This window comes from Paenibacillus sp. URB8-2 (assembly GCF_013393385.1).
GTDB lineage: Bacteria > Bacillota > Bacilli > Paenibacillales > Paenibacillaceae > Paenibacillus_AQ.
Map to the genome: position 1 here is coordinate 5,208,130 of NZ_AP023239.1, position 17,064 is coordinate 5,225,193.

The following is a 17,064-nucleotide window of genomic DNA, read 5'->3' on the forward strand; positions in this document are numbered from 1 at the left end:
ATATTAACATATCATGATTCGATCGTTACGGTCTTCGTTTCCTGTTCCCATTTTACGGTAAGTCCAAGCTGCTCGGAGACTAAACGAAGCGGGACTAAAGTCCTCCCTTGCAGGAGTAAAGGCGCTACTTCCGCGCTTTGCCGCTTTCCATTCAAGACAAATTCCTTCTTGTTTACGGTAAGGTCAAGCGCTTTGGAGCCGCGGAGCACCATAATCTTCCGGGTTGCCGGGTCCCAAGATGCGCTGCCGCCAAAAGCGTCCAGCACATAGCGTATCGGCACATAAGTTGTTCCGTTCTGCACCAGCGGCGCCGAATCAATGGCTCTCTTCGTTCCGTTAACCGTTAACGTCTTCTGTCCGATCGTCATGGCCGCCGTTCCCTTAGGCAATCCTACCTCGCTGGACAGCGAAGGCATCGTGAAGGAAATGTTGTCAAATGCCACGGTGCCGGTCTTGGCCCGTTCGTCCTGCCCTTCCTCGACGTTGACGACATACATCCGTTTTAGCGTTACCGGAAACTTCATTCCTGAACCTGACAGGTCGATGTCCAATGTCTTCCATCCGGTCCAGTCGATCGTTTTGGCAAGATCTACGTAGACCGTCGCTCCGCCGGCGTCCGTAAATTCGGCGCGGAGCCAATTCAGACTCTGATCTCCCATCACATCAAGCGACATCGAGGTTGCCGCCGCCGGAACCGATTTGCCTGATGCGCCGTTGAGCTGGGCATAGGCATACATCTTGCCTGTACCCGCCGTCATGTCATAGCTGAGAGTCAGCACCTTCGACCCGGCATGATCTTCACTGCCGTCCGTGATGGCAGCTGTGCCCTGAACGCCCGAGGCATTTGTTGTAAATGCGACCGGATAGGCCACATTTTCAAAATCCTCCCATGGCACAGCCGCGGCTGTCGTCAGAACAACCGCCGTGCTGAATCCGTCGTAGCGCGCAATGGCGTAACCGGTCGTCACTCCCGGATTCACCGAATTCACGTTCAGCTTGCCGCCCTGCACGCTGCCCTTGAAGCCGACAAACTCCCATTTCAGCGCAGAATCCGGCACGCTGATGGAAGCTCCGTTTTTGGCGACCGCGGTAATCGGCACCGCAATCGCGGTCCCCGCCTTCAGCGGACCGGTTTCCGTTCCCGCCGTCAAACGGGTCAAATCGTCGCCGCCAAGCACGGTAACCGTCGTAGAGGCGCTTACCGACCCGCTGGTCGCCGTCAGAGCAGCCGTGCCCGGCTTCACCGCCGTAGCCTCGCCTCCGCTGACGCTCACACTGCCGCTGCTTGATTTCCAGGCTGGATTGCCGGAGGCGACGTCAATCGGATTGTAATACGTATCGTAGCCTTTCAACGTATAGGCTGCTTTCTGACCAATCAGCAGAACGCTGCTGCCGCTGATTTTGATTCCTTTAACTTCACCCTGCGGCGCGGTTGTATATACGCCAAGCCCATTCACAATGCTGCGCTGCTCTGTGCCGTATTCCGTATCGAACGTGAGGCTTGTCTCGGTTTCGGCAAGCGGCCGGTCGACCATTGTCGTTGAACCGCCGCCATCCAGGTTAAGTCCTTTGTATACGCCGACGCTCGTCATAAAGGACTGCAATTCGGACAGGGACATCCCCGAGCTGCTGTCATTCTTCTCCACCGCGACAATGTAAGCGTAGCGCCCGTCCTCGGAATACCCAAGCGCCGTTCGTGCACGGTAGCCGCCGATACTGCTGACGGAACGGGAGAATGCCGTCGCTTTGCCTTTATCGACCAGAATCGTATGCCCTCCGATCATCATCTGCAGATTCGCCGGATCGATGGTCTCGTTCGTTGTTGCCGAGCGCAGCGAGCAGGTCATTGCCAAAGGCTGTCCGACCTGCAAATGATCGGCGACGAACTGTGCAGCCGTTCCGTGCGTCCGCAAAATAAAGGCCCCCGCCGGCACAGTGATCGGCAGCGCGGTATTTCTAGCTGAAATTTGCGTAATGATTCCATTTTCGACAAGCACTTCGGTTGGGGAAGTCGAGCTGTTTTTCGGGCGATCCAGCGCTGTCCAAGCATCCGTATAAATATACGCCGCATTGACATGACTGTAAGTGGAAGCTCCGCCTTCCGGATTGTATGCCCCTTTGTTGATTCCCGCTAAAGCGAGCTGCGAGCCGTCCGCTGCCGTGACCGTTCCCTCGAACGAGAATTGGTCGATTATCGGTTTTCTGTCAGTCGTTAGGGCAAAAGCATAAAGTCCATTCAGCTGTGATGGTGTCGATACGAGGGTTCCCCGCGATACTTCGCCACCAATCGGCGCTCCTTCGCCGCCGGTATTGAAATAGTCCCCGTTCACCGCCGCTACCGCGCCGGTCTCTTTGGCCATTCCGCCAGTGCTCTGGCGCGTGGTTAACTTTCCATTCTTGCCTGTCATGACGTCAATGGAGACGTAAGGATTGTTCAGATCAACGCGGACGATATCCGCCAGGCCAGTTGCTTTGCTCCCGGAGCGCGTTACGGTATATTTATATTTCAGCTTCACGGCGCCGGAAGTAATGATTTCTTCACTCACTTTGGTTGCCGTGAACGTGGAAGCGGCCTCCACAATTGAAGCGGAACCCTGTTGAAACAACGGCAGCTCGCCGCCAATTACAGGCATGATCCACAGCACACCCGCGAGTGAAGCAGCCACCCATTTAGGGGCGACGGATTTCTTATTGCTCCCTGGTTTATCTTTTCTAGTCTGGTTCGACGAACAACTACTATTCATTCACAGTAACTCTCCCATCACATTTATTCCCCCACCGCTTTCCGCCTACATAATTAATAGACTAAGTTTTACCGAAAAAGTTACGAAATTGACATAAAAAAAGTTCTTCACATAGACTTCGGGCAAGCAAAAAGGCCTTTCGCATGGAGTCCGTTCATTAAGAACTTGTCCATACAAAAGGCCCTTTTCTTAAGTATTCCGTAAGATGAAATCCATCTCGCTTGTTAAAATTACAGACCAGCCTGCTCCCTGAGCAGCGTCGCTTTGTCCACACGTTCCCAAGGAAGATCCAGATCGGTGCGTCCGAAATGTCCGTAAGCAGCGGTCTGTTTGTAGATCGGTCTGCGCAGATCCAGCATGGAAATAATTCCGGCAGGACGAAGGTCGAAGTTGCCGCGCACCAGCTCGACAAGCTGTTCTTCACCAATCTTGCCTGTGCCGTATGTATCGACGTTAATGGAAACCGGGTTCGCTACGCCAATTGCATAAGCCAGCTGAATTTCGCATTTGTCGGCAAGACCAGCGGCTACCAGATTTTTCGCTACATAACGCGCAGCATAGGCAGCGGAACGGTCGACTTTTGTCGGATCTTTTCCGGAAAAAGCGCCCCCGCCGTGACGGGCATAACCACCATACGTATCGACGATGATTTTCCGTCCGGTCAGCCCGGCATCTCCCTGCGGTCCGCCAATAACAAAGCGTCCGGTCGGATTGATGAAATACTTGGTCTCGTTATCCAGCAGGCCATCGGGCACCACCGGCAAAATGACATGCTCCTTGATATCCTTCTGGATTTGTTCCAGTGAAATTTCCTCCGCATGCTGTGTGGATACGACGATCGTATCAACACGTACAGGCTTGTCATCCTGATACTCAATCGTAACCTGTGTTTTACCATCCGGTCTCAAATAATCCAAAGTGCCATTTTTGCGGACTTCGGACAAACGACGGGCGATTCGGTGGGACAAAGCAATCGGAAGCGGCATCAGTTCGGGCGTTTCATTGGTCGCGAAGCCGAACATTAATCCTTGGTCCCCTGCGCCAATATTGGCCGTTTCTTCAGCAACCTGAGCAGGGTCACGATTCTCCAGCGCCGCGTTAACCCCTTGGGCAATGTCCGCGGACTGCTCGTTAAGCGAAGTCAGCACAGCACAGGTATTGTAATCAAAGCCGTATTTGGCGCGCACATATCCGATATCCTTAACTGTATTCCGTACAATGGCCGGGATATCCACATACTCTGACTTCGTGCTGATTTCTCCAATAACGAGAACTAGACCAGTCGCTACCGATACCTCACAGGCTACGCGCGCGTAGGGATCGTTGGTGAGGAACGCATCCAGAACCGCATCAGAAATTTGATCACAAATCTTATCCGGATGTCCCTCTGTAACAGACTCGGAAGTAAACAAATGACGTCCTTTAATAGGCATGAATTCAACCTCCTATATAATAGGTAGAAACTGCTCAATCAGTCCCCATATTCGATCTCATTTTGCATATAAATTCATATAAATTCACTACTTAACCCGGCAAAAAAATCAACCTTTTCCACATGGAAAAGGTCGGTTTTCCTCAAAAGTCATATTAACTTATTTGCGTGGCAGTGTCAATCAAAGCCCCTCTGTTACATGCCTGATTGTCACCCTTCTATTCTATAAGAAAAGGGCTTGCTCGGCCTGCTTGACGAGCCGCTTCGTAATTTCACCGCCAACAGAACCATTATCCCGGGATGTTATATGTCCGAGATAGGGGGTCCGGGATGTCGCTGAAACTCCTCCCAGCGATCCCAATTCGGAGGCAAACTCCGTATCCGCTCCTGCTCCAGGAACGGGACCATAAAGACCAAATTCGGCTGCAATTTCGAACTTCATCTGCTTCAGCATTTCCCGGCTTTCCGGAACAACCGTGCGATTATTGCGTGCCATGAACTGCACCTCCTGTATTAGTTGTATAAGTTACAGGATTATTATGTGCAGCCATCTTTCTTTCAGTCGCAGTAATGTTTGTTGGTTTTGGTAGTATAAAACAAATCAAATCTGCCAATGCTTTTTATAAATGCGTTCCTGTGTTAACTAGTTGGTTACTTTAAAGTATGCCCGCCTCTAACCATAACAACCAACCCAAGGGTTTGGCCGTCTTGTACGGCAATTCCGCGTCCATCCCTTGGAAAGGATAATAAATGGTTGGATGGCGCTGTCTGGCCGTTCGTTAAATCCAGGCCGTCTGTCAGATCGGCTACACCATTTGAATCCTGAGAATAGATCACGGCCTTGCCAGCTCTAACAATAAATTCGGCTCCCGCTGAGGCGATTAAGGTTTGTCCCGGCTTCACATCCACAATAATGCTATCATTGCCGCTTCCTGTATTAGGTACCGGAGATGCAATGGCTGTTGCTGTTGGTTTCGTAGTAGCTGGTGTTGAATTGGCTGCTGCAGTTGGACTGGGCGACGGGGATTTGGTGGCAACCGGAGACGTTACTATGCCACCCTGAAGCACTTTTTGAATCTGCTGATCCACGTAACTTTTAGTAACAACAGGGTCATCGGCAGTTCCTGGCTGATTTCCAACATCAGCTCCTTGCGCCGTATTGCTGACAATTGAACCTGCCCAAATACCGCCTGCCAGCAATACTGCGGCAAACGTTATTTTCCATAGCGGCTTCATGCGGGTCCTCCTTCTAATGTAGGTATAAAAAAAGAATAGCCTCCGAAGAGGCTATTCTTGCTTCGGTGAGGAAGCTAATTATTTACCGGAAACCGTAGTTCCCTTAGTGATGTTGTTGCCAGCTCCGTCAACGATAGAAGTTGTAGTTTCATCCTTGACAGTTACAGTGATGGTGTAAACGTAGCTTGCAGCCAGGTTCAGGTTGCCAGCAGCATCGCCAGTGTAAGCGATGATTTCGTCTGCTTGAACACCAGCTTCTTTACCGTTCTCAACATAGAGGACGGAGTTGCCGCTGTAATCACCCTTAGCTACCGGTACGTTCAGAACCCATTTCTTGCTGGAGCCAGTAGTTCCACCTGTCAGCTTCTCTACGTTAGCAGCAGAAACTTCTACTCCGTTAACAACAACCTTCAGATCGTCTTTGTCTACTCCTTCTACTGCTTCGGAGAAGGTCAGGATCAATCTGCTGGAGATGTCGGAAGATACTGCGGCAGAAGACAGAGTCGGAGCCACGCTATCAACGAAGTTTTTGATCGTTTTCACTACAGGAACAATAGTGTTGCCTGCAGTATCCTTGATACCGTTGATCACCAGATCTTGATCATCGGCCGAGGAGATGGAAGCAGAAGGAATGTACAGCGAAGCTGTTACATTAGTTGGGTTGCCTGTTCCATTGTAGCTAGTTGTGATGTAAGAACCTGCTGGAAGTGCTTTGCCACCCAGAGTGTAGTTGTTAACATCACGTACTGTGGAAAGGTTAAGGCCCGTTGTATCATATACATCGAACGTTACTCTTTGGTCAGTACCTACCACTACAGCATTACTGATGTTGTTAGCACCTGGTTTGTCGGTATCAGTTGAAGTCGTTGTCGTAATAGTTACAGGCAGAACAACTGCAGCGTTGGCATTCTTAGCAGCTGCTTTATCTTTAACCAGACCTGCTGGCAGACGCAGCGTGTAAGATCCGGCAGCCAGACCTGTTACATTCTTAAATGTAACTGTAGCGCCATCAACAGAGTAAGTGCCGTCGGTAACAGTGAAGCCATTTGCAAATCCAGTTGCATCGGAGATCAGCGTGATAGCATTTCCGGCAACAGTTACGTCTTCGGAGAACTTAACTACCAGACCAGCGCTTCCGTAAGTAGCACTTACTACTGTAGGAGCAGCTGTATCTTTAGTGAAGGTAACAGCTTGGGAATACGTGCTTGCCAGTGTATTGCCCAGGGAGTCACGGATGCTCGTTCCGAATACGATCGTACCAGTGAATGTACCGCTGCTTGGGAACGAGAATGCCGGAGCAGTCAACGTGTAAGTTTTGGAATCATTTTTGGATACGATGAATGCGCCTTTGCTTTCGCCATTAGCGTCCAGCAAGCGGATGCTGCCGTTCAGGGAAAGCTGATCAATGCTCTTGTTGAATACAACTTTAACTTTGTTTTCGCCTGTTACCGTTACACTTGCTACCGTAGGAGCAACAGTATCGGAAACAACCGTTACAGTAGTCTTAGTTGGGTTCGGGGAAATGTAGTTGCCTGCAAAGTCCTTAACGTTAAGCAGAGATACGTCATAAGTTTTGCCGGCTTCCAGCGTACCGGTAGTCAGTACCAGTTCATCCAGGGAATCGCCGTTAGCAATGCTGTTCACAGCAGCTCCGTTAACATAAGCGATAGTACCCAGAACTTGTACCGGTTCGCTCAGTTTAACCGTTACTTTGTTTGTTGTAGCTTTAGCTACTGCGGATACCGAAACAATTGCCGGAGCAACTGTATCGTCAACAGTCAGCAGTTGTGTATAAGCCGGGATTTTCTCTCCAGCAGTCGTCTTAACAGCGTCAGTCAGCGTGAATGCGTATTGACCTTTAAGATATTCAGTGTCAGCAAAAGTGATAGTAGCGTCCGTGCCATCAGCTCCAATAACAACATTAGCGGTGTTTGGAGTTACTGCAGGTGCGCTGCCCAGTTTAGTCAGGCTAACTACGCCGTCAACCAGAGTAGTGTTGCCGTATACTGTTTCAGAAATGGTGCTAGCGTCAACCGGACGGTTGAATTTCACAACGACTTGCTTGCCGTTCGGAGCAGTTACGGAAACTACTTTCGGAGCAGCCAGCGTTACTTTCGCTGTGTAGTCATGACCGTTGTAAGTAAAGTTGATCGTTTTTTCAACGCCTGCAACCAGAGCTTCGGTCAAAGTAACTGTAGTCGTTGCTTTGTCGGAGAAAGTTACAAGAACGCTAGTTGGGCTCAGCGCTTCAGCAGATGCAACCACTGGAACAGTGGACAGGTTGCTTACTGCATAAGCAGTTTCAACTACCAGGGAACGAGTAGCGTTAGCTTTGAAGTTTGTGCTAGCTGCTACCAGGCCTTTGTTGATTACAGCTTGAGCGTAACCTTTAGCCCATGTCGATGCGTTGTTGTCGGTAGTAGTAGGAGCTTCCAGTTTCAGAGCGCGGAACAGTACTGTTGCCACTTCTTCAACTGTTACTTTACCGTTATAGTCGAAGATACCTTTTACAGTATCTTTACCTTGCATCAGGTTAGCTGCAGTAACAGCTTCGATGTAAGGAACTGCCCAGTTCTTCGCGTTGTAACCTTTGTCTTTATAAGACAGTTTGTTGGTTACTTCAGTCAGGTTGAACAGTTTAGTTACGATCTTCGCGAACTCAGCGCGAGTCAGATCTTTTTCCAGATGTGCTTGGCCGTCCGGATATCCGTTCAGGACACCTTTCGCTGCCAGAGCGTCGAATTTAGCTTGCGGGGTTGTTGCAGTTTCACCAAATGCTACAGAGGCAAACATCGAGAATGCCATTGCTGTAGACAATGCTACGGACAAAATTTTCTTCATAACCTTTTTTTCTCCTCCTTGAACATTCATGAACTGAGATTCTTGTTTAGTTGGGTAGCTCATGTCACTCATTAGCCGATGCACCCCCTTTCCCGAGTTGAGCAAGTTAAGTATAAATGATGTCTGTGACGGGTATCACAGAAACTGGTAAATGAATTCAAGGCATAACAATACTAGATTCCTAATTCTACCTTAGTATTATACAATGTGCCTTAAGTCACGTAAAGCTAATTTTTCCAAGTGGTCTTACCAGCTTTACAGCCATTAATCCAACAATTTGCTGTTGTAATGACTCTACATCTTTAACGCAGGAGTTTCACAAAAGTTGCGGTTCACTCAAAAAAAAACTAAAAATATATTTTCACCATACTTCCATTAAATGAACCGCTTGTATGTAATTCAAACTATTGTTAAACTTGGGCGGCTACGGAAGACAGTATATCACGCTCTTGATTCGATGGTCATTAAGAAATATTTTCTAAAGGGTTGCTAACTCCTATCGATTATCCCCACAAAATAAAATGAGCGCCGAAATCCGGCGCCCTGAAACTACAAAGTTATCTGATTTTCATGGAAAGCTGGATCAGTTCCTGCCGTTTTTCAGGGCTGGAATTCACATTATTATATAGAGCATCAATGGCCTCACGGTTCTCTCGGTAGCTTTTCTCATGTTTAATCGTGGAGTGGGACCAGTCAATCAGTGCGTTTTCCGCTATCACAAGGTCATTGTATGCATCATGGAATCCAGTCGCCTGGACAAGCTCTTCCATAACCTCCTGGGTAATTTCCTGAAGCGCGCGTTTCGCCTCAATTTCCTTTTCCATTATTTTTGCTGTATTCTCAAACTTGTTTTTGGCTTTCATGTAGTCAATTTGGGCTTTTGATAAAATCGGTTTCATCTAGCGTTCTCCTTCTTGCTTGAGTGTGTACTTTCACCTTCTTACGTCATTGTAACGTAAAGTACGCCACATTTCAAAGAATTGTAATTGGAAACTGCATAACAGAAGCCCCCCTCCCCATATCGGGAGCAGAGGCTTCCTTCACTTCGTCCTTAACCGGAAAATCGCAGTTTATAATTTCTTCATCTTGATCATCATGCGTTGGGCCATAATCGCCGCATCGGCCCGGGTGAATCTTGCCTGCGGGTCAAAGCGGTAGGTAACCTTCTTTGCGCCGGAAGCCAGCTTATTGGCGACGCCTGAAATTACGCCGGCTTTGTACACTGCCAAAATGGACGGTACGGAGTAAGAAGAACTGATGGACCCCGTGTCTGTGAACAGCTTTTGCAGGGCTGCCAAATCCTTGTCTACTGTACCCAGCTTCAGATTCATCGCTCTTGCGATCATGACTGATGCATCTTCCCTGTTGAGGGTGCTGTTAGGCGAGAAGACTCGCGGTGCGGTCCCTTTTATAATTCCTTTACGGACGGCTGTTTCAATGTAACGGTAATCCCAATGGTAGTCGCTATACTTCACGACATCAGCGAAGGTAAGATTATTCGGTTCGTAATCAAGCTGAATCCCCATTATCTTAACCAGCATCGTTGCAAATTCGCCGCGCGTCATATTTTCGTAAACACCGAATTCGCTGGAATCCTTGGCGTTCATAATCCCTTTGGCCATCATCGTCTCAAGCTCGTTGCGAGCGTAAGTGTGCGAGACAATGTCATCGTAGCTGTAACGAAGGCTCATAACCGTATAGTAGCCGAACCCGTCAAATGTCGCGGTTATAGTTTTGCTGCTCGTATTAATCTTTCCGCCCATATTATACCAGGTCCCATCTACGTTCTTCCAGACGGAAATGTTGGAGGTGGCTGCGTTGGCCAAGCTTGGATCGTACTTCAACGTGATGGTTCCCTGCTGAGTCGGCTCAAGCCATTTACCCATATGTCCGAGATAAAATTCATTGCCTGTCTTGTATGGATGCGAGGAAATCACCGTTTCATAATCATTAACCGAATTGCTGGCGACGAAATAGCCCGGATCAATCCAATACAGGTTGGAAGCATAACCATAATGCAGCTTGGGGGTCAGATAGGTGGTTGCCAATGAATTGGCGCTGACTTCTTTCAGCTTGCCATCCAGATAGTTTCCGCTGATGTCGGTTTCTCCTACCGGATTATACTGCTTAACGGTACGTCCATCCTGCTTATCGGCGATACCCAATAAAATATATTGGTCATTAAAAAGGTTGATCTGACGGGTATTCGTTGTCCCTGGCGTCGGCGTTGCATCCCGCAGCACGGTTCCCTTCGGAAAGTTTAGCGTTACCGCGTTTTGGAACGCACTCAGCTTGCCTGATGCGTTAAGAACCGATTTCAACTGCGACCCTTGAAGAACCTCGTCCGAATAAGTGACGCTGAACGAACCGTTCGTTTTTTGAGTGCCGGTGTTAATCGTAAACTTGAACGTATTAGCCCCTTTTTTCAAATTCTTCATTTCAAGCCGGAAAATATCTTTCTCACCTTTAACCATTGGCGTCTTGCCGATTAGAATACTATCCGCGCCTTCCGCCTGAATGCTGATATTCAGGAAGTTCTGCTTAATAATGCTTTCGTTCGGAAGCTTGGGCGACAGAATGTTGTAAGGGGGCACTTCACGCGTAATTTGCAGCGCCTGAGATACGGTCGACGTCTCCAGACGTGCGGTTACCACAATGGTGCGCAGACCGGTCTTCGGAAGACTCTGCCCGCGAAGCGTGAATGTTCCGGCCTGATCCACCGGCACCGAAAGATTTACGGTTGTAGGTGAATAGGTCCATTTCGAACCATCCCAGTTAGCCACCACTTTCTGCGTTCCGTCCACCATAATGACTATCTGCGTAGCATTATTGGTCACAAACTGAATATCCGCGCTAGTCTGGTTGGTCGTGTACGCAAGATTTGCGGTTTTGACAAACAGCTGATCGGGATCGGTTGTCTCGTTGACCGGAAGCGGGATTAGCCCTGCCAGCGAAGGCAGATTGTCCGGGAACAGGTATACAGTAACGCTCGTGGAAACAGGAACCCCGTTGGCTATACCGGAGATTGTAATTTTATTTGGTCCGGTAACCAGCTTGTTATTGACCGTGTTAAAGCTGAAAGAATTCGTGTTGCTGATCATGGATGACGTCAAGGAACTGTTCGAACCGTTTATTGAAATCACAGCCGAGCCGATGTCGCCGGAAGGAAAATTGACCAGGTTCCCGGTTACGGCCGTAAATGAATCATTGGTTTTGAACACCTGATTATTATAAAGATTCGTTAATTCGATATAGGGTGCCGATATATAGTTGACTGTATAAGTTTTGGAATCCAAAACGGTGCTGCCGCTCATCAGATCAATATGAAGCGTTTGTTCGCCGGTAGGGAGTCCGGTAATTTCAAACACTCTGTAACCGTCGGCAGTTAGATAGCTGTTCTTGCTGAATGCCGAAGTCGCGACCGGGCTTCCGTTCTGATAAGTGGTAAGCGAAAGGCCGTTCACCACCGCAGCTGTCGTCTTGTCGGTTTTGACTAGCAGCCAGAGCGGAAGCTGGAATAGATTCGAGTTGTCGCTGAATGCACCGGAAGAAGTATACGATACAATGCCGCTGCTGACACTCGGGCTATAAACCTGCTGAACATCCGTAATATAAGCCGTGGCTGCATTGCGGAAATCAAATTTGACAGGAGTAATGCTCTTGCCGTCATAGCTTCCGGTAAAAACAATGGTATAAGCGCCGTTCACGGAAAGAGCCGGCACATCTGCAACCGAGGTGTAATTAAAGGTAATAAAATTGCCGGATGACGTAGGTGCTGAGACAGTCGCTGCCTGACCGGTTACCAAATCACTACCGGTAGTTGTATTCCGAATGGCGTAAGTTAACGTCGAAAGATTCGTGACGCCCGAGCTGTCAGGCACTTTAAAAGTAATGGAACCGCTCAGCTTCCCGCTGGCCGACGTAACCACACTGCCGGTGTCTACCGGCGTGCTGCCGATTTTCGTATTATTAGGGGTACCGGAGTCTAACGGGGCATAAACGACTTCGCGGGAAACGGAATAAGTGCGTGTGCCGCCATCCGTCGTAGCCACAAAGGTAAGCTTGTTATATCCCACCTTAAGCTGGTAGTCGGCGATAACAAATGTGGTGCTGCCGCCATTGTACATTTTGGACGAATTCATCATGACTTCGGAGGCATTCGGCGCTTGGAGCGTTAATGTCAGTCCGGAAGTGTTGACGAAGGTTGGTGTTCCTTCATTCAACGCCGTTCCGTCCGGAAGCGCAATATTATAGATGGCAGGCACATTCGAGAAATTCACATAAGCTTCTCCGCTTGCCACGCTTCCGTCCGAAGTCGTTCCGTAAACCGTTATGCGGTTAAGCCCCTGACTCAATTTGACGTTGGGGAACGTGAAATATTTTTCATTGGCGATGGTCGGTTTCACATCCGCTCCGCTTGCGCCAGGCACTTCCGTGCCATTCACTATACTGTCAACCTTATAATAGATACTGTCCGGGGATACGCCATTGAATGTACCCTCAACATCAACCGTACTTGAGTTCACATTGGTCGGAGAGTCCTTACTCGTACTGAATTTGGTAAAGGTAAAATATTGCCCTGCAGCGGCGTATGCCGCTCCCGATGCCGAAAGAGTCGACAGCAGGATTACAGCCGCCATGACGAAACTGCCTATCGACTTGATTCTGTTCTTCACGTATGAAACCTCCTACTGCTATATTGGTTTGTGGTCTAGGACGTGACATCTCCCGTGCTTCATCCATCCTCTTTTATTTTATCGGCGAACCTCAATCTATTAATTAGCAATTAATTAACAGAAAATAAAAAGGAGCTGTCCCATAAGTAGTTCTTCTACGTCAGAGACAGCTTTCTTCATTCTAAAAAATCGTAAAAAGTCAGCAAAGCAGTGATTCTCCCGTTATTGGAGAATCGCTGCTTTGCGTTTTTGGTCCACTGCGGCTTGCTTCAGCACATTATGGGCAAGTGAAAGCCACCCGACCTCAAGCGTCACTTTCTCCATGCCGCGAAGCAGAAAACGCCGGAACCCTCGGTTGTTCTTCAGTTGTCCAAATACGCTTTCCGGTTCCGTCATTCGCCGTACCGTCAAAGCATAGCCATCTTCACTTCGCAATATTTCCCTAGCCTGCTTCTGGTACCTTAGCCGTTCCAGACTGACGGCCACTTCCCGATTTCCTGCCGCTTTGGTGCAACGGTCCTTCAGTGGGCAACCGTCGCAGTTTTGGCTTCGGTAATGACGTTTGCGAATTTCATACCCACTTGCCAAGGTTTCCTTGCTTTCTCTGCGGAAATGCAGCATTTGTCCGGCCGGGCAGGTCCACGTATCTTCGGCTTCGTCATACGCCCAGTTCTCAATCCTTCCGACCTTCTCTTTCCAGGCTTTACTCTTCTCTTGATGGTAGCTGCCGTATTTCACCACAGCCTGAATCTCTTCCTTTTCCAAATAGGCGTAGTTTTCTTCACTGCCGTAGCCTGCATCTGCAATGACCGTCTGTGGGAGTTTGCCAAGCATCTGCCTTGCCTTTTCCATATGCGGTTGTAGGCAGCGGGTATCGGTCGGTCTTGGGTGTAGACTGTAGGCTAAAATAAACTGGTTTTCGGTCCCAATCTGAACATTGTATCCCGGTTTGAGTTGACCGTTTCGCATGTGATCTTCCTTCATTCGCATGAAGGTCGCATCCGGGTCGGTCTTGCTAAAGCTATTCCGGTCGCCGAGCAACGCTTGGTACTGTTCGTACTTCAGCAGCCGGGGAAGCAGGTCTTTTCGAAGCTTACGAACCGCTTTCTTCAGGAGTTTATCTTTAGGCTTGTTCAGAAGCCGGGCTTCGAGTTCCTGGGTCACTTGTTCGAGTTTCTCGGCGCTAATCGCTGAGGACTCGCCAAGTTCAGCGAGATCGTTGCCTTGGTGTTTCGCTTCTTCTTGGTTCTCTGCAGCTTCGATGGTGGCAAACAGCGCGTGTACGTTCTCTTGCAGTTTGGTCTTATGTTTGCTGACCGCTTTGCCCCAAACAAACGTGTAGCGATTGGCATTGGCCTCGATCTTGGTGCCGTCGACAAAGTAATGCTCCAGGGAGATGTATTTTTCGTCCGCCAGAAATTGAAGAACGGCGGTAAATACGGTTTCGAGGACATCCTTCATCCGCTGAGAACGGAAGCGGTTAAGGGTGCGGAAGTCCGGGCGTTGTCGTCCGGCCAGCCACATGAAGGGAATGTTCTCCCGCACAGCTTTGGCCATTTGCCGGGAAGAGTAGATGCGCTGGGTGTAGGCATAAATAATGACTTTGGTGAGCATTTTGGGGTGGTAGCTGTCGCGGCCACCGCCGGGATAAGCGGCATCAAAGATCGAGTCGTCCAGGCGGTTTACGGCAGTGTTGATGACACGAACGAGGTGATTTTCTGGAATGTCTTCTTCTAAATCCATTGGCAGGAAAAGTTGGTCCATGGTATATTGAATGTACAAAGAAATCGCTCCTTTTAGAGATGGTGGGTGGTACTTCCATTTTACCAAAGGGCGATTTCTTTTTGTGTTTTCAAGAAAGAATTTTAGTAACAGCTACAGCTGAAAGCAGCGGAGGGGACGGAACGATTGTGGAAAAGCGGTAGCGGTCGCCTTTGGGTCCGGATTTTCACCGCTAAGGGGAATGAAAAAAATCTGGACACAACAGCGATTGGAACAACGGTCCGTTCGCGGAGCGTCCACACCAAGTGCTTACCTAAATCCTACTCAAAAAACGAGGGGTGTCCCAAGCAGCCATTTCATGGCTTTTGAGACACCCCCTTCAGGAATTATATAAGTCCGTAAAAGACGCTTCATTATATATATCAGGATTTTGAACCTTTTTCCGCGCTCACTTTCATGAATACCCGGGAAAGGAAGCTCAGCAGCGGTTTCTTGGTTTGTCCAACCAAGCCGATAACCTCGGCGCCAATCTGCAGGAAGAAGAGCATTACACAAATGACTACGAAAGTAACCCAGTTCGCTTCATACAGAGCGGAAGAGGATTGAATAACGGCCAGGATTCCGAAGAAGCCTGCAATTCCGTAAATAATGAGCACCGTCTGCCGATGGCTGAAACCAAGCTCGCGGAGGCAATGATGCAGGTGACCTTTGTCCGGAGCAAAAATCGGTTTCTTCTGCAGCTTGCGGCGCACGATCGCGAAGAACGTGTCCGACAACGGCACACCGATAATAAGCAGCGGCGTAATAAAGGAAACGACGGCGATCTGTTTGAACCCGAGCAGTGCCAGCATGGCCAGACAGAATCCGAGGAACAGTGAGCCCGCATCACCCATAAAGATTTTGGCCGGATGGAAATTGAAAAAGAGAAAGCCCACAATGCTGCCGAGGAGCAGCAGACAGAGCATGGCAACCATCACATTGCCCATCAAAAAGGCCATTGTAGCGATTGTCGCAATAGCGATACCCGAAACGCCGGCAGCCAGCCCGTCCAATCCGTCGATCAAATTAACAGCGTTTGTGACGCCGACAATCCAAAAAATCGTAAGCGGAATAGCGATCCAGCTCTCAAGCGAAGAATAAGTATTGTTAAAAGGAATATTCACAAAGTCCACCGTAATGTCAAAGCCGAACACTACGATGCAGGCTGCGGCAATTTGACCAAGCAGCTTTACTTTGGCCGATAACTCAAACTTGTCGTCAAGACCGCCAAGCAGCACAATAAGACCGCCGCCGCTAAGCAGCGCCTTAATGAAATTAATATCCCGTGTGGAAAACTCGTAAGGAACAAACGGCGATATGGCAAGCAGTCCTAACACAAACGCCAGAAAAATACCCAAGCCTCCAAGGCGCGGCATTATTCTCGTGTGCACTTTGCGGGCATTAGGCACATCCGTGGCGCCAATGGCAAGAGCGAATTTCTTGACAAGCGGCGTCAAACATAATGCAAGTCCCATGCATACGATAAATCCGGCGATGTATATGATTAACATTGGTCTAGTCAACCCCCATTTCTCTACCGCATTGAATTATACTCTGTTCCAAAAACAAATTCCAATTCCGTTTTCAGGCGATTTTCGATATATATTCGAGGAATATCGGCGTTTTATCTGCTTTTTGTGACTCTATCTCTCTCCCGCATCACTTTTACTGCGAATTTCGGTAGCGCAAGCATTCTTTTGTACCTGGTCGGTTCTTTGAGAAGACGGTAAAACCACTCCAACCGCAGTTTTTGGAACGCTACAGGCGCACGTTTCGTTTTGCCGGAAATGACGTCAAAGCTTCCGCCGACCCCCATCATAACCGGAATACCCAAACGCGATTTATGCTTCGCAATCCAAGGTTCCTGGGTATCCGCGCCGCGAGCGACAAATAAAAGGTCCGGTTTTGCTTCAACGACCGTCGCGATGACTTCATCATCCTCCGCCGCACCGAAAAATCCATCGCGAAAACCGGCGATCGTTATCCCCGGATATTGCATTTGTAACCTGCTTGCCGTCTCCCGAATCACTTCGGGAGTCGAACCAAGCAGATAGACCCTCCAGTGATAGTGTTCTCCCTCTTTCATCAATTCATGTAGCAAATCGTACCCGGGCACTCTTTCCTTGACGGGATTTCCGCCGCGTTCGGCCGCCCACACCACTCCCGTGCCGTCGGGAACGACCAGCTCCGCGGAGACCATGATCTCCTTATAAGCCGGATTTTCCAAAGCGGCCATTACCATGATCGGGTTCGCTGTGATCACCTGATGCGGCGTCCTGGAATGTATGGCTTCAATTAAATAGGAGATCGTTTCCTTCATATCCATTTTGGACACCGGAATGCCAAAAATCGCTACCGTAGGCAAAGCGCCTGC

At 49.1% G+C, this 17,064-nt stretch carries 10 protein-coding genes; all 10 read right to left on the bottom strand.

Going from position 1 to position 17,064, the window contains the following annotated elements; genetic code table 11:
- Positions 1-11 precede the first annotated feature (11 nt).
- Positions 12-2,744: a stalk domain-containing protein gene (locus PUR_RS24115; RefSeq protein WP_179037400.1), complete on the bottom strand. Its 2,733-nt coding sequence runs from the start codon at positions 2,742-2,744 to the stop codon at positions 12-14.
- Between the two features lie 230 nt (positions 2,745-2,974).
- The gene (gene metK, locus PUR_RS24120; RefSeq protein ID WP_179037401.1) at positions 2,975-4,177 is read right to left on the bottom strand and encodes a methionine adenosyltransferase; all 1,203 of its coding nucleotides are present in this window, start codon (positions 4,175-4,177) and stop codon (positions 2,975-2,977) included.
- A 222-nt stretch (positions 4,178-4,399) separates the two neighbouring features.
- Positions 4,400-4,672 (bottom strand): alpha/beta-type small acid-soluble spore protein, encoded by a 273-nt coding sequence (locus PUR_RS24125; RefSeq protein ID WP_124696600.1) that lies wholly within the window; start codon positions 4,670-4,672, stop codon positions 4,400-4,402.
- Between the two features lie 155 nt (positions 4,673-4,827).
- Entirely contained in the window at positions 4,828-5,412 is a 585-nt protein-coding gene (locus PUR_RS24130) for a hypothetical protein (RefSeq protein WP_179037402.1), read from the bottom strand.
- A gap of 78 nt (positions 5,413-5,490) precedes the next feature.
- Positions 5,491-8,325, bottom strand: a complete 2,835-nt coding sequence (locus tag PUR_RS24135; protein ID WP_179037403.1) for an Ig-like domain-containing domain — start codon at positions 8,323-8,325, stop codon at positions 5,491-5,493.
- Between the two features lie 485 nt (positions 8,326-8,810).
- Entirely contained in the window at positions 8,811-9,152 is a 342-nt protein-coding gene (locus PUR_RS24140) for a hypothetical protein (RefSeq protein WP_124696555.1), read from the bottom strand.
- A 171-nt stretch (positions 9,153-9,323) separates the two neighbouring features.
- The gene (locus tag PUR_RS24145; RefSeq protein WP_179037404.1) at positions 9,324-12,929 is read right to left on the bottom strand and encodes an S-layer homology domain-containing protein; all 3,606 of its coding nucleotides are present in this window, start codon (positions 12,927-12,929) and stop codon (positions 9,324-9,326) included.
- Between the two features lie 222 nt (positions 12,930-13,151).
- A complete protein-coding gene (locus PUR_RS24150) occupies positions 13,152-14,711 on the bottom strand; it encodes an IS1182 family transposase (RefSeq protein ID WP_179037405.1) in 1,560 nt (519 codons plus the stop codon).
- Positions 14,712-15,073: 362 nt separating this feature from the next.
- Entirely contained in the window at positions 15,074-16,201 is a 1,128-nt protein-coding gene (locus PUR_RS24155; RefSeq protein WP_124696553.1) for a glycosyltransferase family 4 protein, read from the bottom strand.
- 113 nt (positions 16,202-16,314) lie between these two features.
- Complete coding sequence (locus PUR_RS24160; RefSeq protein WP_179038058.1) at positions 16,315-17,016, bottom strand: WecB/TagA/CpsF family glycosyltransferase; 702 nt, start codon at positions 17,014-17,016, stop codon at positions 16,315-16,317.
- Positions 17,017-17,064 lie beyond the last annotated feature (48 nt).

Excerpts from the sequence above, each read along its gene's own strand:
- PUR_RS24135 (WP_179037403.1), bottom strand. The coding sequence starts at position 8,325 with ATGAGTGACATGAGCTACCCAACTAAACAAGAATCTCAGTTCATGAAT.
- PUR_RS24115 (WP_179037400.1), bottom strand. The coding sequence starts at position 2,744 with ATGAATAGTAGTTGTTCGTCGAACCAGACTAGAAAAGATAAACCAGGG.
- PUR_RS24125 (WP_124696600.1), bottom strand. The coding sequence starts at position 4,672 with ATGGCACGCAATAATCGCACGGTTGTTCCGGAAAGCCGGGAAATGCTG.
- PUR_RS24160 (WP_179038058.1), bottom strand. The coding sequence starts at position 17,016 with ATGGATATGAAGGAAACGATCTCCTATTTAATTGAAGCCATACATTCC.
- PUR_RS24130 (WP_179037402.1), bottom strand. The coding sequence starts at position 5,412 with ATGAAGCCGCTATGGAAAATAACGTTTGCCGCAGTATTGCTGGCAGGC.
- PUR_RS24140 (WP_124696555.1), bottom strand. The coding sequence starts at position 9,152 with ATGAAACCGATTTTATCAAAAGCCCAAATTGACTACATGAAAGCCAAA.
- PUR_RS24155 (WP_124696553.1), bottom strand. The coding sequence starts at position 16,201 with ATGTTAATCATATACATCGCCGGATTTATCGTATGCATGGGACTTGCA.
- metK (WP_179037401.1), bottom strand. The coding sequence starts at position 4,177 with ATGCCTATTAAAGGACGTCATTTGTTTACTTCCGAGTCTGTTACAGAG.